Raw genomic sequence first — 23,934 nt, forward strand, 5'->3', positions numbered from 1 at the left:
CAGCTAGGGGGCAATCCGGCCTTGACGCATGAATAACCGCTGCGGAATAGTGTTCTGTATTACGCAGAACGGAGTATTTTGTCCGAACAAATGATGACCGGCGCCAATGGGGCGGACGGGCAGACTCCGGCGCCCGGGCCGCTGCGCGGCGTTCGAGTGGTCGATCTGACGACCATGGTGATGGGCCCGTACTGCACGCAGATCATGGCCGACATGGGTGCCGACGTCATCAAGATCGAACCCCCGGAGGGCGACGCCACCCGCTACATTTCGGCCGGTCCCGCACCCGACATGAGCGGGGTGTTCATCAACGTCAACCGGGGCAAACGCAGCGTGGTGCTGGACCTGCGCAGCGTGTCCGGGCAGGCCGCGATCGCCGCGCTGATCGGCCGGGCCGACGTGTTCATTCACTCGATGCGGGCCAAGGCGATGGCGAAGCTGGGCCTGGGCTATGCCGAGGTGGCCACGCTCAACCCGGGGATCGTCTATACCAACTGCTATGGCTACGGGCGCCGCGGCCCGGCCGCCGACCGCCCGGCCTACGACGACACCATTCAGGCCGAATGCGGGCTGCCCGCGGTGCAAGAGCAGCTCACCGGGCGGGCCGACTACGTCGGCACCATCATGGCCGACAAGATCGCCGGGCTGACCGCCCTCTACGCCACGATGATGGCGCTGTTCCACCGGGAGCGAACCGGACAGGGCCAGGAAGTCGAAGTCGCCATGTTCGAGACCATGGCTTCGTTCATGCTCGTCGAGCACGCCAACGGTGCGATGTTCGACCCACCGCTGGGCCCGGCCGTCTACCCGCGCACGGTGGCGCCCAACCGGCGACCGTACGAGACCAGCGACGGCCAGATCGCCGCGCTGATCTACAACGACAAGCACTGGAATGCCTTCATCGGCGCGGTGCAGCCGCCTTGGGCCTGCGAACAGTACGCCACCCTGGCGCAGCGGGCCGGGCAGATCGACACCATCTACGGGCTGGTGGCGCAGACGATGAAGGAGCGCACCACCGCCCAATGGCTGGCGCTCTTCGGGGAGCTGGAAATCCCGGCGGCCCCGCTGAACTCGCCCGGGGCGCTGTTCCACGATGCGCACCTCAACGCCGTCGGTCTGTTCGAGACCGTGGACACCCCCAACGGACCGGTTCGCTTCCCCGGGGTGCCCACCTGGCTGTCGCGGACCCCCGGCCGGGTCGCCGGCGCGGCGCCGGAACTCGGCGCGCACACCGCGGCAGTCTTCGCTGAACTCGGACTCGAGCAGGGCACCGCATGAGCATCGACTTCGACATGGGGGCGCGCGCCGGCGAACTACGGGTCCAGCTGCGCGAACTGATTCAACGGGAACTGCCCGATCGGTTCCCGGGCGCGTTCACCGACGACCCCACGGACCTTGCTGCAGCACAACGGTTCTGCCGGGTGCTGGCGGAGCAGGATCTGTTGTGCCTGTCCTGGCCGGAGGAATTCGGTGGGGCGGGCGCCTCGGTGTGGGAGCAGACCGTGGTGCGCGAGGAGATGTGGGCGCATCATGAGCCGCGCGGGGCGCAGTACATGGGGGTGAACTGGGTCGGGCCGATCATCATGCGGCACGGCACACCGCAGCAGCAGCGCCGCCACCTGCCGCCGATCGCGGCCGGTGAGGTGATCTGGTGCCAGGGCTTCTCCGAACCCGAAGCCGGATCCGACCTGGCCTCGCTGCGCACCTACGCCCGCCGCGATGGTGATGGCTGGCTGATCAACGGCCAGAAGATCTGGACCTCCTACGCGACCATGGCGCAATGGTGCTTCCTGCTGGTGCGCACCACCCGAGTCGGTGAAGGCTCAGTTACCAAGAAGCAGCAGGGCCTGACCGTGTTCCTGGTCCCGATGGACGATCCCGCCATCACCGTCCGGCCGCTGGGCACCATGATGGGTCCGCACCATCTCAACGAGGTGTTCTTCGACGACCTGCGCGTCACCGAGGCCGATGTCCTCGGCGAGATCGACGCGGGCTGGTCGATCGTGGCCGACGTGATGGCGTTCGAGCGAGTCGGGATCGCCCGCTACGCGCGCTGCGAACGGTTGCTCGCCGCGGCGCCGCATGCCCTCGGGCAGTGCTGGGAGGCTCTGCCCGGCGAGGTGATCGCCCGCTGGGTGCGGATGCTCACGCACTGCCGGCGGGCCCGGCTGATGGCCTACCGGGTGGTGTCGCTGCAGGCCAGTGGCCGCATTGCGCCCGGTGACGCGGCCGCCTACCGGATTGCGGTCACCCGGCTGGACCAGGAGAGCGCCGAGGTGCTGATGGAGATCGCCGCCGAAGCACCCGACGGCCCGCAGGCGCAGTGGTATCGCCAGGAGGTCGAAGACCACTGGCGCTACTCGCAGGCGGCCACGGTGTCCTCAGGCAGCATCGAGATGCAGCGCATCCTGCTGTCGCGCGCCCTGCTGGCGGTGGCGCGATGAACCTCGAACTCGGCGCGGACGCAGAAGAATTCGGACGGGCGGCGCGCCGCGCCTTCGAAGCGGCCGGCGGCGACGACCTGGTGGTGCGCGCCGACGCCGATCCCAGCCTGCGGGAGCCGCTGGTCGGCCCGGTATTGCGCGGGTTGGGCGCATTCGAGCTGAAGCCGCGCGCCGACGCCGACGAACTCGAGGCTGCCGCCGCACTGTGCCGCGGCGCCGGGTACTGGGCGCTGCCGTACCCGGTCGCCGAATGCCTTTCCGTGCCAGCCGATCTCGACGTTGATGGTCTGATCGTGGTCGCCGACCATGCTCCCGCCGGCGTGGTGGCGGGGCTGTCGAAGCGCTGGGCCACGGTCACGCTGGCCGGGGTGCGCAGCACCGTCGCGGCGCAGTCGGAGGCCCGGTCGGCCCTGGTGGCGGAGTTGACCTTGGCCCCAGTCGACCCCGATGGCGTGGGTGATCTCGCGCTAGCGCTGACGCTGCCCTGCTGGACGCTGCTGGGGATGCTGGACCGGGCAATGGATCTGACGATCGCCCACGTCCGGCTGCGCGAACAATTCGGTCAGGCGCTGTCGACGTTTCAGGGCGTGCAGTTTCAACTGACCGACGCCGAGGTGGAGCGCGCCGGGCTGGACATGCTGGCCAAGTACGCGCTGTGGAGTATCGCGACCGGGCGTCCCGAAGCCGTCGACGACGCATTGGCACTGCGATCGGCCGCGCTGGAGGCCGCCGACGTGGTGTTCCGCATCTGCCATCAGCTGCACGGCGCCGTCGGATTCTGCGACGAGACCGCACTGTCGTGGCTGTCGCGCTACAGCCAGCCGCTGCGGCGCCTGCCGTGGGGACTCTCGGCCACCCGCGATCGGCTGGCCCGCCGCGTGCAACAGACCGGACTGACGGGACTCTACGCATGACGTACGACCTGCCGCCCGAGATCACGGTGACCGGCGAGGGCCCGGTCCGCACCGTCACGATCAACCGGCCCGACGAGCTGGGCAGCGTCAACGCCAACCTGCACTGGGGTCTGGCCAACGTGTGGCGGCAACTGGCCGCCGACAAGGCGATCCGGGTCGTGGTGCTGACCGGCGCCGGGCGGGCGTTCTCCGCCGGCGGCGACCTGAACTGGATCACCACCTTCCTCGACGACGAAGCCGCCCGAGACGAGAGCATCCGCGAAGGGGCTCAGATCATCGAAGAGATGCTGCGGTTCCCGCTGCCGATCATCGCGGCCGTCAACGGTCCCGCCGTCGGACTGGGCTGCAGCGTGGCCGTGCTCTGCGACATCGTGTTGATCTCGCAGAGCGCCTATCTCGCCGATCCCCACGTGGCGGTCGGGTTGGTCGCCGGTGATGGCGGGGCCGCCCTCTGGCCGCTGATCACCCCGATCCTGCGATCCCGCGAATACCTCTACACCGGCGATCGCATCGACGCTGCCACCGCGGTCGAACTCGGACTGGCCAGCCGCACGGTGGCACCCGAAGAGTTGCTGCCGCAAGCACATCAGCTGGCCGCCCGCCTGGCGGCCCAGCCGCCCGAAGCGCTGCAGGGCACTAAGCGGGTGGTCAACATGTACCTGTCGCAGGTGCTGGCCGGGCCGTTGCAAGCCGGGTTCGCCGCCGAGGTCGCCACCATGAAATCCGACGACCACCGGCAGCGGTTGCTCGCCTTCGCCGAGCGGGCGAGCAGGCGATGACGGAACCGCATCAACCCGCCGATTTCCGCGCCCAGGTACGCCAGTGGTGCCGCGACAACATTCCCGCGGATTGGCGCCGCGCCCAGACCGGGGTGAGCGAGCGCGAGTTCGTCGACTTCCAGCGCAGCTGGTTCGCCACCCTGCACAGCGCCGGGTTCGCGGTCCCGCATTGGCCGAGCGAGTGGGGCGGCGGGATGTCCGTGGCCGATCAGGCCATGCTGTACCAGGAACTCGCCGCCCACGACGCGCCCCGGCTGGTGCTGGCGTTCGTCGGCATCCACCACGCGGCCGCAACCCTGTTGGCTGCCGGCACCGAAGAACAGCGGCGCCGGCATCTGCCGGCGATCCTCGACGGCGAGATCTGGGTGCAGGGCTTCTCCGAACCGGAGGCCGGCTCGGACTTGGCAGCACTGCGCACCACCGCGCGCCGGGTGGGCCATGACTATGTGGTGAACGGGCAGAAGCTGTGGGCCAGCGGTGCCGGCCATGCCCAGTGGTGTCTGCTGCTGGCCCGTACCGACCCGGATGCCCCCAAACGCAAAGGCATCTCGTATTTCCTGCTGGACATGGCCGCCCCCGGCGTCCAGGTGCGCCCGATCCGCAACGCCATCGGCGACCAGCACTTCTGCGAGATCTTCCTCGACGACGTGGTGATCCCCGCCGCCAACCTGATCGGGGCGGAGAACGCCGGATGGCAGGTGGCGCAGGCGACCCTGGGCGCCGAGCGCGGCATGACCATGCTCGAGCTCGCCGAACGCCTGGGCTGCGCCGGCTTCCGCTGGCTGGTCGATGCCGCCCCGAGCGATGACCCGGTGGTGGCCGACCGGCTGGCACAACTGGAAATCGAGATCACCGGACTGCGCGGCATGTGCCGCCAACTGGTGGCGGGCGTCGAAGCCGGCACCGCCGGACCCGCGGATGCCTCGATCGTGAAGCTGTACTACAGCGAGCTGTTGCAGCGGCTCACCGACTTCGGCACCGAGATCGGTGGGCCGGGCGCCCACACCGTGCTGGCCAAACCGCTGTCCAGTGGCTGGGAGTCGGGGTCGTGGGTACTGGACTTCGTCGGCTCCTGGGAATGGACCATTCCCGGCGGCTCCAGCGAGATCCAGCGGACCATCATCGGCGAACGCGGCCTCGGCCTGCCCAGAGAGCCGAGGATGCCGTGACCACCACCGATTTCGCCGAGCTGCACGACGACCTGCGAACGGTCGCCGCAGACGTACTGGCCCGCGGCCGGGTGGTCGACTGGTCCAACGTCGTCGACGCCGGCTGGGCGGGCCTGGAGGTCCCCGACGCGTTCGGCGGGGCGGGGGCGAGCTTCGCCGAAGTCGCGGTGATCTGCCAGGAGCTGGGCCGCGCCGCCGCGGCAACGCACTATCTGGGCGGCGCGGTGCTGTCGGTGGGGCTGCTGAACAGCCTGCGCGACAGCGAGGTTCGCAACGCCCTGCTGGCCGACGTCGCCGCCGGACGGACCCGGGTCGCCGCGGTGATCGGGGGATCGTTCACCCTCGACGCCCAACGGCGGCTGACCGGCCGCGCCGACTTCGTGCCGGATGCCGACGGCGCCGACCGGCTGCTGGTGGTGGCCACCGATACGTCCGGTGCCGATGTCGCCGTCGTCGCGGAGGCGCTGAGCGTCACCGGCCAGCCGGTGCTCGACGAGACCCGCGACGTCGCCACCGTCACCGCCGAGGGGGTCGAGGTGGCCGACTCGGCGGTGCTGCGGTTCGCGGGCAGCACGCAGCCGGTCATGCGTCGAGCGGCGGTCGCGGTGGCGTGCGACAGCCTCGGTCTGGCCGAAGCCATGCTGGAGGCGACGGTGTCCTATGTGAAGACCCGGGAGCAGTTCGGCCGGCCCATCGGCTCCTTTCAGGCCGTCAAACACGCCTGCGCCGACATGCTGGTGAAAGTCACAGTGGCCCGCACCCTGGTCCGCGACGCGATCCACGCCGTCGTGCACAACGACCCAGACGTGGACGCCGCCGTCGCCATGGCGAAGTCCTACACGACCGCGGCCGCCGTCGACGTGGTCGGCAAAGCGCTGCAACTGCACGGCGGCATCGGCTACACGTGGGAGAGCGGCATCCACGTCTACCTGAAGCGCGCCACTTTCAACCGGTCGCTGTTCGGATCCCCGGCAGCGCACCGTCGTCATCTCGCTCAACGGTATTAACAAGTCAAGCAAGGAGTTTCGAGAAGTGGGTGTGCCCGTCTATCGCCGGATCCTGGAACTGTTCGAGGCCGAGGGCGTCAACACGCTGTTCGGCATCCCCGACCCCAATTTTGTGCACATGTTCGTCGAGGCCGAACAACGCGGCTGGTCGGTGGTGGCGCCGCACCACGAGGAGAGCGCCGGCTTCATGGCCGAGGCCGCCTCGCGGATGACCGGCCGGCCGGGCCTGTGCATCGGCACACTGGGGCCGGGGGTGGCCAACATCGCCGGAGCGATGATGTGCGCGAAGGTGGAGAACTCCCCGGTGGTGTTCCTGGGCGGTCAGCGTGCCCGAATCACCGAACGGCGGGTGCGGCGCGGACGCATCCAATTCGTCCGCCAGGAAGAGCTTTTCACGCCGTCGGTGAAGTACAGCGCGTCGATCGAATACGCCGACCAGACCGACGAGATCGTGCACGAGGCGATCCGCCGCGCCATGTCCGGCACCCCCGGACCGGCCTATATCGAATATCCGTCGCACGTCATCCTCGAAGAACTCGACGTCGCCGATCCGCCCGAGCCGCACCGCTATCGGCTGGTGAATCAGCGGGCCGGAGCGCCCGAGGTCGCGCAGGCCGCCGAGATCATCCGCAACGCGTCCAGCCCGATCCTGCTGGTAGGTCACGGCGTACACACCTCGCGCAGCGCGGCCGCGGTCGCCGAGCTGGCTCAGCTGATGGCCTGCCCGGTGATCCAGACCTCCGGCGGCACCGCGTTCATCCCCGGCCTGGAAGAACGCACCTTCCCCTACGGCTTCTCCACGGCAGCCGTCGAGGCCGTCGCCGGGTCGGACGTCTGCGTGGCGCTGGGCACCGAGCTGGGGGAGCCGGTGCACTACGGCACCACCCGGCACTGGGCCGACAAGAACGGCGAGCGCAAGTGGATCTACGTCGAGCAGGATCCGCTGGCGATCGGGGTGAACCGGCCGGTGGACGTGGCACTGGTGGGTGACCTGCGGGGCATCGTGCCGCAGCTGGTGGACGCCCTCAAGGACAGCCCCCGCACCCCGTCCGCCGACCTGGACCGGTGGATCAAACAGGACGCCGACCAGCTCGCGGAACTGGCCGAAACGGCACCGGCCGGCCGTTCCCCGGTGCACCCAGCGCGCTACGTGGTCGAGGCCACTCGGGCATTCCCCGCCGACGGCATCATGGTGCGCGACGGCGGCGCCACCGTCATCTTCCAATGGACCTATTCGCAGGCCAAGCCGCACGACGTGATGTGGAATCAGAACTTCGGGCACCTGGGCACCGGGCTGCCCTACGCCGTCGGCGCCTCGGTCGCCGAGGGCGGAAAGCGGCCGGTGATGCTGCTGACCAGCGACTCGGCGTTCCTCTTTCACATCGGCGAGCTGGAGACGGCGGCCCGACTGGGCCTGCCACTGGTCTGCGTGGTGGGCGTCGATCACCAATGGGGCCTGGAAGTCGGCGTCTACAAGCGCACCTTCGAACAACCGTCCCCGCAGCCCGGCGTGCACTGGGGCAAGAACGTGCGGTTCGACAAGATCGCCGAGGGCATGGGTGCCCGCGGGGAGTTCGTCGACGACGAAACACAGATCGGACCGGCGATCGAGCGTGCCTTCGCCGCCGGCGGCACCGCGGTGATCCACGTCTGCATCGATCCCAAGGCGAACTCCGAAGAGATGCCGAACTATGCCGAGTTCCGCACCTGGTACGCCGAAGGAACCCAATAAGCGAGAATGCTATTCTCGCTTTCGACTAACAACGTGCACGAGGTGATGGGCTGGAGGGGATCATGTCCGGCGGAATGAACTTCGAACTGACCGAGGATCAACAGCTGATCCGGCAGTCGGTCGCCGAACTCGCGGCCAAGTTCGACGACCACTACTGGATGACCAAGGACCAGGCGCACGAATTCCCGCAGGAGTTCTACGACGCCATCGCCGACGGCGGCTGGCTGGGCATGACCATCCCCGAGCAGTACGGCGGTCACGGGCTGGGCATCACGGAGGCCACCATCCTGGCCGAGGAAGTGGCGCGTTCGGGCGGCGGGATGAATGCCGCCAGCGCGATCCACCTGTCGATCTTCGGCATGCAACCGGTGGTGGTCTTCGGCTCGGACGAAATGAAGGCCGAAACCCTGCCCCGCATCGTCAGCGGCGACCTGCACGTGTGCTTCGGCGTCACCGAACCGACCGCGGGCCTGGACACCTCCCGCATCACCACGTTCGCCAAGCGTGACGGCAGCGATTATGTGGTCAACGGCCGCAAGGTCTGGATCTCCAAAGCACTGGAGTCCGAGAAGATCCTGCTGCTGACCCGCACCACACCACGCGACGAGACGGCCAAACCCACCGATGGCCTGACCCTGTTCCTCACCGACATCGACCGCGACCACGTCGATATCCGGCCGATCACCAAAATGGGCCGCAACGCGGTGTCGTCCAACGAGGTGTTCATCGACGATCTGCGCATCCCGGCCGAACACCGTATCGGTGAAGAGGGCAAGGGCTTTTCCTACATCCTGCACGGGCTGAACCCCGAGCGCATGCTGATCGCCGCCGAGGCGCTGGGCATCGGCCGGGTCGCACTCGACCGTGCGGTCAAGTACGCCAACGAGCGGGTGGTGTTCGACCGGCCGATCGGCATGAACCAGGGCATCCAATTCCCGCTCGCCGACTCGCTGGCCCGCCTGGACGCGGCCGAACTGATCCTGCGCAAGGCCACCTGGCTCTACGACAACGGCAAGTCCTGCGGCCGCGAAGCCAATATGGCCAAGTACCTCTGCGCCGATGCCGGTTTCGCGGCCGCCGACCGGGCGCTGCAGACCCATGGCGGGATGGGCTACTCGGAGGAATACAACATCTCCCGGTTCTTCCGCGAGTCCCGCCTGATGAAGATCGCACCGGTCAGCCAGGAGATGATCCTGAATTTCCTCGGTTCCCATGTGCTCGGCCTGCCGAGGAGCTACTGATGGCCGGCTACTTCGACCTGACCGGGCGCGCCGCGGTGGTGACCGGGGCAGCCGGCGGCATCGGCTCGGCAGTGGCGGCCGCACTCGCCGAAGCCGGTGCGGCGGTGCTGGTCACCGACGTTGATGGAGATGCGGCAGCCAAGGTGGCCGAACGGATTTCGGCATCCGGTGGCCGGGCCGAATCCGCGGCGCTCGATGTCACCGATCCCGACTCGGCCGAGGCGGCCGCCGCCAAGGCCGCGGAACTGGCCGACGGAAAGATTCACATCCTGATCAACAATGCGGGCGTGACCCGCCCGGCGATGTTCGAGAAGTTGACCGCCGAGTCCATGCGACTGCTGCTCGACGTGCACACCGTCGGCGCCTTCAACTGCACCCACGCCGTGCTGCCGTATGTCCCCACCGACGGCACCGGCCGCATCGTCAACGTGACCTCGGCGGCGGGCCTGACCGGCACCCTCGGGCAGGTCAACTACTCGGCGGCCAAGGCGGCGCTGATCGGCTTCACCAAGTCGCTGGCCCGGGAACTGGCGACCAAGCGGATCTGCGTCAACGCGCTGGCGCCGCTGGCAGCGACCCCGATGACCGAGACCATCCGCACCAATGAGAAGTTTGCGGCCAACATGATGAACCGCATCCCGATGAAGCGCTGGGCCGAGCCAAGCGAGGTCGCCGGCGCGTTCGTCTTCATGGCTTCCGATGCCGCGTCCTACGTCACCGGCCAGGTCTTGCCGGTCGACGGCGGCATGGTGATGTGATGCCGGAACCCTGCAGCGCGCCGCTGGCCGGCATCACGGTGGTGGCGCTGGAGCAGGCGGTGTCGGCGCCGATGTGCACCCGCGCCCTGGCCGACTTCGGCGCCCGGGTCATCAAGGTGGAAAACCCCGACGGCGGCGATTTTGCCCGCTATTACGACGACGTCGTGAATGGCCAGGCGGCGCACTTCGTCTGGGTCAACCGGGGCAAGGAATCGGTGACCCTGGACTTGAAAAGCGAAGCGGGACGCGATGTCCTGCACCGATTGTTGGACCGCGCCGACGTGCTGGTGTCCAACCTCGCGCCGGGTGCCACCGCTCGGCTGGGGCTTTCCCCCGGGCAGATGGCGCAGCGGCACCCGAACGTGATCGCCGTCGAGATCGACGGCTACGGTGCCGGCGGACCGCTGTCGCACAAGAGGGCCTACGACCTGCTGGTGCAGGCGGAGTCGGGGGTGTGCTCGGTGACCGGCAACCCGGGTGCCCCGGCCAAACCGGGCCCGCCGGTCGCCGACGTCACCACCGGCCTGTACACGGCGCTGTCGATCATGGCCCTGCTGGTCGGCCGCAAAGGGTCAGGAGCCCAAGCGGATTCGCCGGCGCCGTCGGTGGCCGTGAGCCTGTTCGACACCATGGCCGAGATGATGGGCTACCACCTGACCTACGCCCGGCACTCCGGGATCGACCAGCAGCCGCTGGGAATGAGCTCACCGGCAGTCTCGCCGTACGGGGCCTACCCGACCGCGGACGGGCACACCGTGGTGCTGGGCACCACCAACGATCGGGAATGGCAGCGACTGGCCCGGGAACTACTGGTCCGCAACGATCTGGCCGACGATCCGGGCTTTGCCGGCAACGCCGACCGGGTCGCCAACCGGGCAATCCTGGACGAGGCGATCGCCGCGTGGTGCGCCCGCCACGACCTGGCGCACATCCAGGACGCCGCCGACGCCGCCGGGATCGGCAACGCCCGCTACAACACCCCCAGCGACGTGCTGGCGCATCCTCAACTGGCGCAGCGCGATCGCTGGCACAGTATCGACACCCCGGCCGGTCCCATCCCGTCGTTGCTGCCGCCGCCGGTGATCTCCGGCTACCACCCGCCGATGGGGGCGGTGCCGGGCCTGGGAGAACACACCGACGCGGTGCTGGACGAACTGGGTCTGACCGGCGAGGAGATCGGCGCCCTGCGCGACCACGGCGTCATACGGCAGGCTGGGCGCTGATGGCTCCTGACACTGCGCCCGTGCTGCTTTGCGCCGACCGCGACGGCGTGCGGACGCTGACCCTGAACCGGCCCGCGCGCAAGAACGCGATCAACCCGGAGCTGTGGCGTGCGCTGCGCGACGCGCTGCGCGACGCCGCCGACGACCCCGCCCTGCGTGCGCTGGTGATCACCGGCGCCGGCGGGGCGTTCTGCTCGGGCGCCGACATCGGCACCCCCGATGAGGTGCACCCGGTGGAGAAACTGCGCCGGTTGTCCGACGTCGCACTGGCCCTGCACGAGTTGACCATCCCCACCATCGCGAAGGTGACCGGTGTCGCGGTGGGGGCCGGCTGGAACCTGGCGCTCGGCTGCGACCTGGTGGTAGCGACACCGGAATCGACGTTCTGCCAGATCTTCCCGAAGCGCGGGCTCTCGATCGATCTGGCCGGATCCTGGTTGCTGCCCAAACTCGTCGGGCTGCAACAGGCCAAGCGGCTCGCACTGCTCGCCGAGACCATCGACGCCGGCGAGGCGCAGGCGTTGAACCTGGTGACCTGGGTGGTGGGCGCCGGCGAGATCGACGCCTTCGTCGACGACCTCGCCGACCGGCTGGCCGCCGGCCCGCCGCGAGCGCTGGCGCAGACCAAGGCGCTGCTCAATCAGGGCGCCGACGCCACCCTGCCCGAGGCCCTGGCCAATGAGGCACGGGCCCAGATCGTGAACTTCGCGGGCACCGATGCCGCGGAAGCCTATGCGGCGTTCGCCGAGAAGCGCCCGCCGCGCTTCACCGGCGGGTGGCCGCCGAAGTCAACGAGATCGGAGTAGTCAGATGCGACCCACGGTGATCGTCGGAGCGGTGCGCACCCCTGTCGGAAAGCGCAACGGCGGGCTGGCCGGCACCCATGCCGCGGACCTGTCCGCGATCGTGCTGGGCGAACTGATGGAGCGCACCGGAACCGACCCCGGCGTCGTCGACGACGTGGTGTGGGGCTGCGTGTCGCAGGTCGGCGATCAGTCCTCCAACATCGGTCGATACGCGGTGCTGGCCGCGGGCTGGCCCGAGCACGTCCCGGCAACCACGGTCAACCGGGCCTGCGGCTCCAGCCAGCAGGCGCTGGACTTCGCCGTGCAGGCCGTGATGTCGGGCCAGCAGGACATCGTGGTCGCCGGCGGTGTTGAGGTGATGAGCCGGGTTCCGCTCGGTGCGGCCCGGGCCACCGGCGAACCCTTCGGCCCGAAAGCACTGGCCCGCTATGACGGTTTCGTGTTCAACCAGGGCGTCGGCGCCGAGATGATCTGCGAGAAGTGGGGTTTCGATCGCACCCAGGTCGATGAGTATTCGGCGCGCTCACACGAGTTGGCCGCCGCCGCGCAGGACGCCAGTGCATTCCGCGATCAGATCGTCCCGGTCGCGACCGACGGCGGCGTGGTGGACGCGGACGAGGGCATCCGCCGCGGAACCACCGCCGAGAAGCTGGCCGGGCTCAAGCCGGCCTTCCGCGAGGACGGATTGATCCACGCCGGCAACTCGTCGCAGATCTCCGACGGCGCCGCAGCGCTTTTGGTGATGAGCGAGGAGGAGGCCTCCCGGCGCGGGCTGACCCCGCTGGTGCGCTACACCGCCGGCGCGGTGACCGGCGCCGACCCGGTCCTGATGCTCACCGGGCCCATCCCGGCAACCGCGAAGGTGCTCCAGCGCGCCGGACTGAGCATCGACGACATCGGCGTCTTCGAAGTCAACGAGGCCTTCGCCCCGGTGCCGATGGCGTGGCTGGCCGAGACCGGCGCCGACGCCAAGCGCCTCAACCCGCTCGGCGGTGCGATCGCCCTGGGTCACCCGCTCGGTGCATCGGGAGCGGTGCTGATGATCCGGATGATTCACCACATGCGCGCCAACGGGATTCGCTACGGCCTGCAGACCATGTGCGAGGGCGGCGGCACGGCCAACGCCACGATCGTCGAGCTGGTCGGTTAGGGGACTTTCCATGCGGCGCGATCTGTTCACGCAGGACCATGAGTCATTCCGTGCCTTGGCCCGCGACTTCGTCGAGAAGCACGTGGTGCCCGAATACCCCAACTGGGAGAAGGCCGGCCGGATGCCCCGCGAGGTGTTCGAGCACCTGGGCTCGCTCGGGATGCTGGGCATGGCCATCCCCGAGGAATACGGCGGCGCGGGCGTCGAGGACTACCGCTACAACGTGGTGCTGCAGGAGGAGGCGGCGCGCGCCCTGGTCACGCTGTCCACGGTGCGCACTCAACTCGAGGTGATCCTGCCGTACTTCCTGCGCTACACGAACGACGAACAGCGGGCGCGCTGGTTCCCTCAGATGGCGGCCGGCAAGCTGCTCACCGCGATCGCGATGACCGAGCCCGGCACCGGATCGGATCTGGCCGGAATGCGCACCACCGCCGTGCGAGACGGCGAGGACTACATTCTCAACGGGGCCAAGACGTTCATCACCGGCGGCATCCAGGCCGATCTGGTGATCGTGGTGGCCCGCACCTCGACCGACCCCGACAACCGTCGCAGCGGGCTGACCCTGTTGGTGGTCGAGGAGGGTATGGCCGGCTTCGAGCGCGGCCGCGAACTGGACAAGATGGGCTGCAAGGTCCAAGACACCGCCGAGTTGTCCTTCACCGACGTCCGGGTTCCGGTGGCCAACCGGCTGGGGGACGAGGGCGAGGCCTTCAGCTACCTGGGCCACAACCTCGCCCAGGAGCGGCTCACCGTGGCGGTCGGGTCGGTCGCCCAAGCCCGCTCGGCGCTGGCCGCGACCATCGACTACGTGCAGAACCGCAACGTGTTCGGTTCGCCGGTCGCCTCGTTCCAGAACACCAAGTTCGAGTTGGCGGCGGTCTCCACCGAGATCGAGGCGGCCCAGTGCATGCTCGATCGGGCGGTCGCCGATCACGTCGAGGGCATCTTGTCGGGTTCGGACGCGGCCCGGACCAAACTGTTCTGCACCGAGATGCAGGCCCGGGTCATCGACCGCTGTCTGCAGCTGTTCGGCGGCTACGGCTACATGATGGAATACCCGATCGCCCGGCTTTACACCGATGCGCGGGTGGCCCGGATCTATGCCGGGACCAGCGAGGTGATGAAGATGATCGTCGCCAAATCGCTGGGTTTGTGAGGGCGGGAAACACACCCGGATTCCGCCGAGAGTGAGGGCAGCTTCACGCCCGAACGTCGACAGTGAAGCCAACTTCACGCTCGGTAAGAGCTCCGCCAAAAAGTTTGTTGGATGAGACCCTTGTCACAGCAGGCCTAACCAACCTACTGTGTGTTCACTTGGTTGGTTAAGCAAAGGAGACCGGTGACGTCACCCCGGCCGTACGCCACACTTCTCGCCAAAGGCGAGGACCGCAGGCAGCGGATTCTGTTGGCGGCTGAGCACCTGCTGGCACGCAATGGCTGGCGCAACACCTCACTGGCGCAGATCGCCCGCAACGCCGGCGTCAGCGCGGCCGGCCTGTTGCACCATTTCGCGTCCAAAGAGCAGCTGCTGCACGCGGTGCTCGACGCCCGCGACGCCGACGACGACATCCACGCCGACCGCAGCGGCGACCTGATCGAGGAGATCCAGCGGGTGGCCGAGCGGTTCACCCGGGCGCCCGAATTGGTCGGCACCTTCACCGTGTTGCTCGCCGAGAACGTCCTGCCCGAGGCGCCGCTGCACGACCGGATGCTGCACCGGTACCGCAGCGCGCTGGAGATCGTCGCCGACCTGATCCGGCGGGGCATGGACGACGGCCGCTACCGCACAGACCTCAACGCGACCGCCAAGGCCGCGGAGATTATCGCCTTTATCAATGGAATGGAGATGTCATGGCTGCTGGATCCATCAATTCCCCTGACCGAGGTGTTCGCGGGGTACGCGGAAACGCTGGCCCGCGACTTCGCGCTTCAGGAAAAGGGCGCGCAGCGGTGACCGGGGCCGGGGAGCAGGACATGCGCTACCGCTTCGACATCGTGGGGCGCAGCGTCGTCGACGTCGTCATGGCCGCCGGCGGCTGGCTCTATGACCGCGCGACGGCGGGCTGGGACGTCACCGTGTTGATCGATGACGCCGAGGACACCCGCCCCCTGGAGATCCTGGGGGCCAAGGTGCTGGACCTGGCGTCGGTGCTCACCCAGTGGGAGCACTGGCCGCACCCGCAGACCATCGCGGTGTGCGCCGAGATGTTCGACGGCCACGCCCGGGTGCGTCAGGGCGTGATCGACGCGCTGGAGCACAGCAGCACCGAGGTGACGCTGTGGGGCGATGTGCCGGCCGAGTTGGACAGCGACGTCGACGCCCGCCAGCACCGGCTCAGCGCGGCGGCTCGCGCCTTCAAGGCCCAGGCGCTGCGAGCGGCGGGTATCGACCCGGCGGGCTCCCACGCCTGGGACGCCCACATCGAGACGTTTCGCTGTGGGCCGGCCGCGTGTACCTCGGTCGCGGCGGACCTGAGCCCAGCCAGTTGAAGGGCGCGGGCAGCGCGCGACCGACATGATGCCTGACCCACTGGCACGCTCCCTGGTGCTGGTGACGGACTATCGGGTGCCGGATCCGGCCAAGGTCTGGCCGCTGATGCAGCGCCACCGCGACAGCCTTGCCCACCTGGGCGCCCACCACGTCCTCGTCTACACCTCGTCGGTGGATCCAGGCCGGGTACTGGCGGTGATGGCGATCCACGCCGCGCAGCCGGTGGTCGACCTGCTGCGCGACGAGGCCTTCATGGCCTGGTTCGACGCCGTCGGCGTCAGCGACATCCCGGCGGTGTTCGCCGGATCATTGGTGGAGCGCATCGATCTCACCGATCCGGCGCGCTCCGCCTCGCCCCCGGGCGTCGTAGTCGCGGCCGTGGCCGAAGTCGGTGACACCCAGGCGCTGATCTCCCACGTACATGGCACCGAGCAGCACTTCACCGCGGCCGGGATCCGAAAGATCCTGATATTCCAGGCCTTCGACAATCCGCGCGAGATCTTCATGCTGCAAGAAGCAGACGACGAACTGGGCGCCGGGCAGTGGATCAACGAACCGGAGTTCGCCTCCGAGTGGATCACCCGAGCCGGCGTCGGGATCTATCCGCCGGTGTTCGTCGGCCGCCTGGCGCACCTGATGCGCGTCGGCGACGAATCCGAAACGGCCGGCGAGCCGGCGAGCTGAGCGCCTAGTCGCTGGCCGGCAGCGGCTTGGCTTCCTTGATGCTCAGCGGCACGGTACCGATGCTCAAGGTTCCGGCACCGGCCTTGGTCACCAGCACCTCGGCGCCCGCCTCGTCGACGTAGCGCTTGCCCATCACCGCACCGCCGGAGAGGTCCGGGTCCAGTGCTGCACCCCCGGACGTCGTGTCATCCAGCGGCACCATCGGCGCACCGCCGGCACGAAGATCATCGAGGCTGTCGGCGGTCTTGACGACGATGACCTGGGTGTCGCAAACCTGACTCTTCAGGCGGGTACCGGACTTGATCATTGCGCCCCTTCGATATTGGCGTGCTCTGCTTCGATTTCAGAGACCAGCTCGCGCCGCAACACCTTGCCGGTCGGGGTGGTCGGCAACTCCGACCGGAAGACAATCCGGTCCGGGGTGCGCGACCCTCGCAGCTGTTGTCGAACATACTCGCGCAGTGCGTCGGGATCCGGCGACGCACCCGGTGCCGGCACTACGCACGCGACGATGATCTGTCCCCACTCGGGGTCGGGTGCGCCGACGACCGCGACGTCGCGGACCTCGGGATGTTCGACCAGTACGTCCTCGATCTCGGCGGGGGCGATGTTCTCCCCGCCCCGGATGATGGTGTCGTCGGAGCGCCCCACGATGAACAGGTAGCCGTCCTCGTCGAGCACGGCAAGGTCGCGGGTGGGAAACCAGCCCTCGCCGTCGAGCACCGATCCGATGCCGGTGTATTTGCCCGAAACCTGTTCGCCGCGTACGTACAGCTCGCCGGGCTGTCCGGCTTCGAGCGCCCGGCCCTCGTCGTCGCGGATGACGGCTTCGATCCCGGGCACCGCGCGGCCGACGGACCCCAACCGCCTGCGGACGGCTTCCTCGGTGGCCGCATAGGCGGTCCGGTGGTCTTCGGGGGTCAGCACCGCGACCGTCGAACTGGTCTCGGTCAGGCCATAGGCGTTGACGAAGCCGACATCGGGCAGCAGATCCAGAGCCCGGCGCACCAACGGCAGCGCTACTTTGGAGCCGCCGTAGGCGAGGTTGCGCAGGGTGGACAGCGGGGTCGGGCGGGTCTCCAACTCGGAGACGATGCGTTCCAACATGGTTGGGACCACGGTCGCGGTGGTCACCGCCTCGGTGTTGACCAGCCGGATCCACTCCGAGGCGCTGAACCGGCGCAGATAGACCGCTTTGCGCCCGGCGTAGAGATTGCTCAGCGCCGCGCCGACGCCGGCGATGTGATACGGCGGAACGCAGATCAGTGCGGCATCCAGGGGATCCGCGGAGCCGAACTCGACCGTCTGTGTCACGTAGCTGGTCAGGTTGTTGTGCGTCAGCTCAACGGCTTTGGGCTTGGATGTGGTGCCCGAGGTGAACAGCACCACCGCCACATCGTCGGGATCGGGCCACTGCACCGCGGGCGTGGCGGTCTGAGCGCGAGCGCAGAAGGTGTCGGAATCCATGACTGCCACACCGATATCGCCCAGGACGTCGCGGTATTCCTTATCGACCACGACCAGCGGCTGCGGCAGTCGCTCGATCAGCTCCCGCAGCGCCTGGCCACTGAGCCGGTAGTTCAGCGGCGCGAACGGCCGTCCGGACCGCGCCGCGGAGAACAACAGCAGCGGCAGCATGTCGCCGCCCATCCCGACGTAGGCCACGCTGGCGGCGCCGGTCTCCTCGATCACTCCCGCGCCGGCATCGGCGAGGGCGTTGAGTTCCGCAGTGGTGTAGCGCGTGGTGTCGGAGACGACCGCGACCCGATCCGGGTCGGCGGACACCGCCATCTCCAGCAGCAGCGAAATACTCACCGTTGCGCCCTCCGAACCGCCATGAGAACGACATTATCATTTTGCGGTAGTTTCGATACCGTACGGGCCGTGGCCACACCGCCGCTGGGTACGCTGACGGCGACATGATCGCAACGATCGACCTCGACGCCGCTGTGCCCGACGCCGCGCCAGGCGCCGGGATCATCATCGCGACGGGCGCCCGCTTCGACACCGCGCACGCCGAACACTGGCTACAGCACGCCACCTTCACCCTCACCGAGTCCGCGACGACGGATCGCCGGGTGATCACCGTCGCCTCGGTGCCCGAGGCGCTGGCCGAGATCGCCGAGCGCTGCGCGCGCTGGCCGCAAGCCGCGGCGATCTGCGACGACGTGCTGCGCGCGGTGGACCCGGGGGCGCCGGCCTGGTCCGGACTGGTCACCGAATCGCTGGCCTACTCGGTGCTGCAAGCCGGCCCGGAGTTCGCCGACTGGCTGACGGCCCGCGGCCCGGCCACCGCGCCGAAGATCGCCGAGCCCCTGCTGCTCGACCGCGACGGCGACACCTTGCGGCTGCGCTTCAACCGGCCGAAGCGCCACAATGCCTTTGACAACGCGACGCGGGCCGTCCTGCTCGACGGACTCGCCGTGGCCGCCGCCGACACGGCGATCGACGAGGTGGTGCTCAGCGGAGTCGGGCCGTCGTTCTGCAGCGGTGGCGACCTCGCCGAATTCGGCGGGTTCACCGACGTGGCCAGCGCGCATCTGGCCCGCATCCGGCACAGCCCGGCGCTGGCCCTGGATGCGCTGACCGCTCGGCTGGGCGCGCGTTGTCGCGCCGAGATCCACGGCCAAGTGCTGGGCAGCGGCCTGGAGATGGCCGCCTTCTGCGGCTGGGTGCGAGCGGACCCCGCCACGACATTGGGACTACCCGAGCTGAGCCTGGGTCTGATTCCAGGTGCGGGCGGCACCGTCAGCGTCACCCGCCGGATCGGGCGGTGGCGTACCGCCTATCTCATCCTGTCCGGCCGCACCCTTGACGCGAAGACCGCGCTGCGGTGGGGCCTTGTCGATGAGGTCACGTGACGGCCGCGGCCGCCTGGGGCGCGTCGGGGCTGGCCTGGCTGACCGGGCAGCCTGACGGCCGCCCGGATTTCTCGCGGGCCGCGGTACTGCAGTGCGCTACGCGGGTGCTGGGCCGCTTCACCACCGCGACCGGTGTCGAGTCCGACGCCGCGGTGCTGCTGGCCGGGCGGGCCGGGCTGCTGGGCTGGACGCGCGCGGGGCGGGTATCGGCCGGGGGAGCCTCGCGGCTGCTGGCCGCCGTGGACGGGTGGTGGGCGCTCACGCTCTCGCGCGCCGACGACCTCGACGCCGTGCCCGCCTTGATCGAATCCGAGTGCCACGAGCCATGGGCGGGGATCACCGGCTGGTCTTCGAAACGGCCGGTGGCCGAGGTCGTGGCGCGGGCGCGGCTGCTGGATCTGCCCGCCGCGGCGCTGGGCGAGACCGCCCCCGCCGCGCCGGTGGTGCGCCCAGTGGGGCCGGCGGGCCCCGTCCGCGGTCTGCGTGGAGCGCTTGTCGTCGACCTGACCTCGCTGTGGGCGGGGCCGCTGTGCGGGCGCCTGCTCGCCCAGGCCGGGGCGACGGTTATCAAGGTGGAAAGCCCGTCGCGTCCGGACGGCACCCGCGGCGGGCCCAGCGCCTTCTTCGACTGGATGAACGGCGGAAAGCTTTCCTGTGCCCTGGATTTCGACCGTGATGCCACGGTCCTCGCCCAGCTGTTGGCGGCCGCCGATGTGGTGTTGGAGGGCTCGCGTCCGGCCGCACTGGCCCGCCGTGGCCTGGGCCCGCTCGACGTGGCCGGCCGGCCCGGGCGGGTATGGCTGCAGATCACCGCGCACGGTGCCGACAGCGGCTACGCCGGGTTCGGCGACGACGCCGCGGTCGCCGGCGGCCTGGTGGGCGATGGCCCGGTGTTCTGCGCCGACGCCATCGCCGACCCGTTGACCGGCATCGAAGCCGCTGCGGCGGTTTCCGATTCGTTGGCCCGCGGCGGCGGGGAGGTGATCACGCTGGCGCTGGCCGCCGTCGCAGCCGGCTATGCCGCACTACCGGAGTGTGTCCCCGCCGGCGAGGTACCGGTGCTGGCGCCGCCACCTCCTCGTATTGAGGGCGCCGGTCCGGCGCTGGGGGCCGACAACGCCCGAATCAACGACCTGGTGGCGGCGCGGTGCTGATCCAGCGCGCGGTGCTCCTGGACGGCGCACGGGTCGATGTCCGCCTAGGCGACACCATCGAGGAAATCGCACCGGCATTGACCGCGCGCCGCGGCGAAGACGTCCTCGACGGGTGCGGCGCCACCGTGATTCCCGGGCTGCACGACCATCACGTGCACCTGCGATCGGCCGCCGCGGCGCTGGATTCGGTATGCCTGGGCCCGCCGCAGGTGCGCACCCTCGACGAACTGGCCGCCGCACTGCGGGCCGCCGCCCCCGATGCTGACGGTTGGGTGCGTGGCTACGGCTACCACGAATCGGTTGCCGGAGAGCTCAACGCCGCACTGCTGGATCGGTTCTCACCGCAGCTGCCGGTGCGGGTGGCGCACCGCAGCGGCGCACTGTGGGTGCTCAACTCCGCCGGTCTGGCCTGCACCGGGATGGCCGAGCACCCCGACGGGCGCCTGCTGCGCGCCCACGGCGATCCCGCGCCCCGGCTCCCGCACCGCGAACCCTCGCTGGCCCGGCTGAGCCGGCAGCTGGCAGCCCGCGGCGTCACCGGAATCACCGACGCCACCCCGGGTCATGGCGACGCCGACATCGCCGTGTTCGCCGCCGCCCACAATGCCGGCCAGCTCCTGCAGCGGCTGCACTGTCTGGCGCCCGCCGGGGCCAGTGCCGTGCCCGGTATCACGCTCGGCCCGACCAAAATCATCCTCGACGACGACCGCCTCGATCTGGATGCGCTGATAAAAGCGTTGTCCGACAACCACGCCCGCGGCCACGGTGTGGCACTGCACTGCGTCACCGACGCCCAGCTCACCGTCGCGATCGCCGCATGGCAGGCCACCGGGCCGCACCCCGACGACCGCATCGAACACGCCGCGGTCGTACCCGACGACCGGCTGGCCGATCTCGCCGCACTGGGGATCGTCGTCGTCACCCAGCCGAACTTCGTCGCCGAACGCGGCGACGACTACCTTGCCACCATCGAACCCGCGCGTCACCACGAACTGTGGCGGGTTTCCTCCTTGCAGCGCAACGCAATTCCGGTGGCACTGTCCACCGACACGCCCTTCGGAGACGGCGACCCCTGGGCGGCCATGCGTGCTGCGGTGCACCGGACGACGCCCAGCGGCGCGGTGCTGGGGCCGGGGGAGCGGATCTCGCCCCGTGCTGCGCTGCAGGGGTTCACCGGCCGGGCCGATCGGCCCGCGACACCGCGCCGAATCGCCGTCGGCGATCCCGGTGACGTGTGCCTGCTGGCCGGTGATCCGGTGGCCCTCGACGCCGGGCTGGTGGCGGTGACGGTCGTCGCCGGTGCGGTGGTCCACGGTGGTCGGTAGCCTGGCTAGATAGTTTGCAGAATTTCTCGGAGAGGCATCGATGACGCGCACGGATAGCGACAGCTGGGACTTGGCCACCAGTGTGGGGGCGACCGCGACCATGGTGGCGGCGCAGCGCGCCCTGGCCACCTCGGGACCGGACAAACTGATCAACGACCCGTGGGCGGCACCGCTGGTGCGGGCGGTCGGCATCGACTTCTTCACCCGGATGGTCGACGGCGACATCCCGGTCGTCGAGGGCGGCGAGTTCGACCCGATCCGGATGGGCCACGGCATGGGCGTGCGGACCCGATTCTTCGACGAGCACTTCCTGTTGGCGACGCGCAGCGGCATCCGCCAGGCGGTGATCCTCGCTTCTGGACTGGATTCGCGCGCCTACCGACTGGACTGGCCGGCGGGCACCGTGGTCTACGAGGTCGACCTGCCGGAGGTGATCGAGTTCAAGACCACCACGCTGCGCGACCTGGGCGCCGAGCCGACCGCTGAGCGCCGCACCGTGGCCATCGACCTGCGTGACGACTGGCCGAGGGCCCTGAAGGCCGCCGGATTCGACCCGCAGGCGCCCACCGTGTGGAGCGCCGAGGGCTTGCTGATCTACCTGCAGCCGGACGCCCAGGACGCCCTGTTCGACACCATCAAGTCGCTGAGCGCACCGGGCAGCCGGGTGGCCTGCGAGTTCATCAGTGACACCTCGGTGTTCGCCAGCCCGGCATGGCGCGAACACCGGGAGAAGATGTCGGCGCTCGGGTTCGAAGTGGAGATCGGCGACCTGATCTACCACGGCGAACGCAATCACATCATCGAGTACCTGACCGGTGCCGGCTGGACGGTGACGGGCCGCCAGGTCCGCGAGCTCTACGACGAGTGCGGCCTGGAGTACGGGGATGACGAACTGGCGGTCGCGTTCGACGACATGACCTACTTGAGCGCCGTTCTGCCTGGTCCCGCGGTATGAAACGGATCACAGCGGGCGGGTCCGCCGATGTGGCGGGTGGACGGTGGTGTGGTGCCCCCAGCAGGGCTCGAACCTGCGACCTGCGGATTAAAAGTCCGTAGCTCTACCAACTGAGCTATAGGGGCCGTGCTGGAACAGAATACTGCCCGCCCGATCGTGCTCCGCTCGGGACCGGTTTGAGGATTCGGGCCACTGTGCCCTAAGCTAGCCAAGCTCCCAACGTGAAACGTTGTGAGTGCCTCGGAGAGATTCGGTTCTGGCCCCCATCGTCTAGTGGCCTAGGACGCCGCCCTTTCACGGCGGTAGCACGGGTTCGAATCCCGTTGGGGGTACTCGCAAGCGGCGGAAACGCCGGGAGTGAAGCAGTACAAGCAAGGCCCTGTGGCGCAGTTGGTTAGCGCGCCGCCCTGTCACGGCGGAGGTCGCGGGTTCAAGTCCCGTCAGGGTCGCTTTTATTACGGCGAGGCACCTGGTGCCTTCCGGCCAGGTAGCTCAGTTGGTACGAGCGTCCGCCTGAAAAGCGGAAGGTCGCCGGTTCGATCCCGGCCCTGGCCACCATTCTTTACCTGCATCGACACGGGTCTTGCACTCGGTTGTCAGTTTTCTTTGTCCGGTTCTTGTCCGGTCTTCGGTGTGTGAATCTCGGTTGCGTGTAGCTGATCGAGGTTGGTTGCCACCTAGCCCAGCTCGTCGGCATAGAGGCCGCTGTAGAAGTTCGCAGTGACCGTCGGTGTCGAGTGGTCCATGGTCTTCTGTACGGAGCGGAGATCAGCGCCAGTGCGTATGTCGCCGCCATATTGGAGCAGAGCGCAGCCTCGTTGTTCGATTGGGTGCGGTGACGGCGCCACGGAGTCGTCCAGTACGTCGGGCAGACGACCCAGACGCTGCAGGACCGGTTGCGTCAGCACCTGGCCAACCCATCGAAGGCCCGTCATGGAGCCATGTGGCGGCCGTCCAGCTGTGTGACGACGTGCCCAAGCAAGCCCTGGACCGGCTGGAGCGAACCGGGATGGCGATGCTGCGTCCGGCAATGGGGTCGACATGCCTCGGAGGAGATGATTCGGAATGGGATGGGGTGGAACTGGCACCGGCACGACACTTTGATTGCGTGATCCCACCAAGTGATTGCCGGGGTCCGTTCACAGCGCCGCGTCACCGCCTCAGTCCGGTTCCTCCGGATCACCGTGCTCCGACCGAGATTCCAAACATTTCCATCAGTTTCGCCGCCGAGGTGACCC

Annotated in this window: 22 protein-coding genes, 4 tRNA genes and 1 pseudogene; 23 read left to right on the forward strand and 4 right to left on the reverse strand. The window is 68.9% G+C overall.

Going from position 1 to position 23,934, the window contains the following annotated elements; genetic code table 11:
* The first annotated feature begins 93 nt into the window (after window positions 1-93).
* The 16 genes from ACKY0W_RS03795 to ACKY0W_RS03870 all read left to right on the forward strand — a co-directional run bounded on the left by ACKY0W_RS03795 (window position 94) and on the right by ACKY0W_RS03870 (window position 16,401).
* Window positions 94-1,278, forward strand: a complete 1,185-nt coding sequence (locus tag ACKY0W_RS03795; RefSeq protein WP_409437638.1) for a CaiB/BaiF CoA transferase family protein — start codon at window positions 94-96, stop codon at window positions 1,276-1,278.
* Window positions 1,275-2,444: an acyl-CoA dehydrogenase family protein gene (locus ACKY0W_RS03800; RefSeq protein ID WP_409436458.1), complete on the forward strand. Its 1,170-nt coding sequence runs from the start codon at window positions 1,275-1,277 to the stop codon at window positions 2,442-2,444. The genes ACKY0W_RS03795 and ACKY0W_RS03800 overlap by 4 nt, the downstream gene beginning before the upstream one ends.
* Complete coding sequence (locus tag ACKY0W_RS03805) at window positions 2,441-3,358, forward strand: acyl-CoA dehydrogenase family protein (protein WP_409436459.1); 918 nt, start codon at window positions 2,441-2,443, stop codon at window positions 3,356-3,358. Before ACKY0W_RS03800 ends, ACKY0W_RS03805 begins: the two co-directional genes overlap by 4 nt.
* Window positions 3,355-4,137 carry an enoyl-CoA hydratase/isomerase family protein gene (locus ACKY0W_RS03810; protein WP_409436460.1) on the forward strand — a complete coding sequence of 261 codons (783 nt, stop codon included), beginning with the start codon at window positions 3,355-3,357 and terminating at the stop codon, window positions 4,135-4,137. Before ACKY0W_RS03805 ends, ACKY0W_RS03810 begins: the two co-directional genes overlap by 4 nt.
* Window positions 4,134-5,306: an acyl-CoA dehydrogenase family protein gene (locus ACKY0W_RS03815; protein ID WP_409436461.1), complete on the forward strand. Its 1,173-nt coding sequence runs from the start codon at window positions 4,134-4,136 to the stop codon at window positions 5,304-5,306. The genes ACKY0W_RS03810 and ACKY0W_RS03815 overlap by 4 nt, the downstream gene beginning before the upstream one ends.
* Complete coding sequence (locus ACKY0W_RS03820; protein WP_409436462.1) at window positions 5,303-6,313, forward strand: acyl-CoA dehydrogenase family protein; 1,011 nt, start codon at window positions 5,303-5,305, stop codon at window positions 6,311-6,313. Before ACKY0W_RS03815 ends, ACKY0W_RS03820 begins: the two co-directional genes overlap by 4 nt.
* 25 nt (window positions 6,314-6,338) lie before the next feature.
* On the forward strand, window positions 6,339-8,045 hold the full coding sequence (locus ACKY0W_RS03825) for a thiamine pyrophosphate-binding protein (protein ID WP_409436463.1): 1,707 nt from the start codon (window positions 6,339-6,341) through the stop codon (window positions 8,043-8,045).
* A gap of 62 nt (window positions 8,046-8,107) precedes the next feature.
* Entirely contained in the window at window positions 8,108-9,286 is a 1,179-nt protein-coding gene (locus tag ACKY0W_RS03830; RefSeq protein WP_409436464.1) for an acyl-CoA dehydrogenase family protein, read from the forward strand.
* Window positions 9,286-10,044, forward strand: coding sequence for an SDR family NAD(P)-dependent oxidoreductase (locus ACKY0W_RS03835; RefSeq protein ID WP_409436465.1), 759 nt, complete (start codon window positions 9,286-9,288; stop codon window positions 10,042-10,044). The genes ACKY0W_RS03830 and ACKY0W_RS03835 overlap by 1 nt, the downstream gene beginning before the upstream one ends.
* A complete protein-coding gene (locus ACKY0W_RS03840; protein ID WP_409436466.1) occupies window positions 10,044-11,267 on the forward strand; it encodes a CaiB/BaiF CoA transferase family protein in 1,224 nt (407 codons plus the stop codon). Before ACKY0W_RS03835 ends, ACKY0W_RS03840 begins: the two co-directional genes overlap by 1 nt.
* Window positions 11,267-12,073 (forward strand): enoyl-CoA hydratase/isomerase family protein, encoded by an 807-nt coding sequence (locus ACKY0W_RS03845; protein WP_409436467.1) that lies wholly within the window; start codon window positions 11,267-11,269, stop codon window positions 12,071-12,073. Before ACKY0W_RS03840 ends, ACKY0W_RS03845 begins: the two co-directional genes overlap by 1 nt.
* Window positions 12,074-12,077: 4 nt before the next feature.
* On the forward strand, window positions 12,078-13,223 hold the full coding sequence (locus ACKY0W_RS03850; RefSeq protein ID WP_409436468.1) for a thiolase family protein: 1,146 nt from the start codon (window positions 12,078-12,080) through the stop codon (window positions 13,221-13,223).
* A gap of 10 nt (window positions 13,224-13,233) precedes the next feature.
* Window positions 13,234-14,382, forward strand: coding sequence for an acyl-CoA dehydrogenase family protein (locus ACKY0W_RS03855; protein ID WP_409436469.1), 1,149 nt, complete (start codon window positions 13,234-13,236; stop codon window positions 14,380-14,382).
* 183 nt (window positions 14,383-14,565) lie between these two features.
* Window positions 14,566-15,180, forward strand: coding sequence for a TetR/AcrR family transcriptional regulator (locus ACKY0W_RS03860; RefSeq protein ID WP_406781213.1), 615 nt, complete (start codon window positions 14,566-14,568; stop codon window positions 15,178-15,180).
* A gap of 20 nt (window positions 15,181-15,200) precedes the next feature.
* Window positions 15,201-15,716, forward strand: coding sequence for a hypothetical protein (locus ACKY0W_RS03865; protein ID WP_409437639.1), 516 nt, complete (start codon window positions 15,201-15,203; stop codon window positions 15,714-15,716).
* A gap of 28 nt (window positions 15,717-15,744) precedes the next feature.
* A complete protein-coding gene (locus ACKY0W_RS03870) occupies window positions 15,745-16,401 on the forward strand; it encodes a fatty-acid--CoA ligase (RefSeq protein ID WP_409437640.1) in 657 nt (218 codons plus the stop codon).
* 4 nt (window positions 16,402-16,405) lie between these two features.
* Here the strand turns inward: ACKY0W_RS03870 and ACKY0W_RS03875 are convergent, their stop codons facing one another.
* Both ACKY0W_RS03875 and ACKY0W_RS03880 read right to left on the reverse strand, forming a co-directional pair.
* Window positions 16,406-16,708 carry a hypothetical protein gene (locus tag ACKY0W_RS03875; protein WP_409436470.1) on the reverse strand — a complete coding sequence of 101 codons (303 nt, stop codon included), beginning with the start codon at window positions 16,706-16,708 and terminating at the stop codon, window positions 16,406-16,408.
* Window positions 16,705-18,216 carry a class I adenylate-forming enzyme family protein gene (locus tag ACKY0W_RS03880; RefSeq protein ID WP_409436471.1) on the reverse strand — a complete coding sequence of 504 codons (1,512 nt, stop codon included), beginning with the start codon at window positions 18,214-18,216 and terminating at the stop codon, window positions 16,705-16,707. The genes ACKY0W_RS03875 and ACKY0W_RS03880 overlap by 4 nt, the downstream gene beginning before the upstream one ends.
* Window positions 18,217-18,320: 104 nt before the next feature.
* On the opposite strand from ACKY0W_RS03880, the gene ACKY0W_RS03885 reads away from it, so the two are divergent.
* Genes ACKY0W_RS03885 through ACKY0W_RS03900 form a run of 4 tightly spaced genes read left to right on the forward strand, consistent with a single transcriptional unit; the run spans window position 18,321 to window position 22,696 of the window.
* On the forward strand, window positions 18,321-19,262 hold the full coding sequence (locus ACKY0W_RS03885) for an enoyl-CoA hydratase/isomerase family protein (RefSeq protein ID WP_409436472.1): 942 nt from the start codon (window positions 18,321-18,323) through the stop codon (window positions 19,260-19,262).
* Entirely contained in the window at window positions 19,259-20,416 is a 1,158-nt protein-coding gene (locus ACKY0W_RS03890; protein WP_409436473.1) for a CoA transferase, read from the forward strand. Before ACKY0W_RS03885 ends, ACKY0W_RS03890 begins: the two co-directional genes overlap by 4 nt.
* Complete coding sequence (locus ACKY0W_RS03895) at window positions 20,410-21,741, forward strand: amidohydrolase family protein (RefSeq protein ID WP_409436474.1); 1,332 nt, start codon at window positions 20,410-20,412, stop codon at window positions 21,739-21,741. Before ACKY0W_RS03890 ends, ACKY0W_RS03895 begins: the two co-directional genes overlap by 7 nt.
* A 40-nt stretch (window positions 21,742-21,781) precedes the next feature.
* A complete protein-coding gene (locus tag ACKY0W_RS03900; protein WP_409436475.1) occupies window positions 21,782-22,696 on the forward strand; it encodes a class I SAM-dependent methyltransferase in 915 nt (304 codons plus the stop codon).
* A 49-nt stretch (window positions 22,697-22,745) separates the two neighbouring features.
* Here ACKY0W_RS03900 and ACKY0W_RS03905 read toward each other — a convergent pair.
* A tRNA-Lys gene (locus ACKY0W_RS03905) sits at window positions 22,746-22,821 on the reverse strand.
* A gap of 134 nt (window positions 22,822-22,955) precedes the next feature.
* Here ACKY0W_RS03905 and ACKY0W_RS03910 point away from each other — a divergent pair.
* The 3 genes from ACKY0W_RS03910 (at window position 22,956) to ACKY0W_RS03920 (ending at window position 23,254) form a co-directional block, all read left to right on the forward strand.
* Window positions 22,956-23,028, forward strand: a tRNA-Glu gene (locus tag ACKY0W_RS03910).
* 43 nt (window positions 23,029-23,071) lie between these two features.
* A tRNA-Asp gene (locus tag ACKY0W_RS03915) sits at window positions 23,072-23,145 on the forward strand.
* Between the two features lie 32 nt (window positions 23,146-23,177).
* Window positions 23,178-23,254, forward strand: a tRNA-Phe gene (locus tag ACKY0W_RS03920).
* A gap of 38 nt (window positions 23,255-23,292) precedes the next feature.
* Here the strand turns inward: ACKY0W_RS03920 and ACKY0W_RS03925 are convergent.
* Window positions 23,293-23,478: pseudogene (locus tag ACKY0W_RS03925) on the reverse strand (site-specific integrase); the annotation flags it as partial.
* Between the last annotated feature and the right edge of the window lie 456 nt (window positions 23,479-23,934).

This window comes from Mycobacterium sp. SMC-14 (assembly GCF_046250075.1).
Lineage (GTDB): Bacteria > Actinomycetota > Actinomycetes > Mycobacteriales > Mycobacteriaceae > Mycobacterium.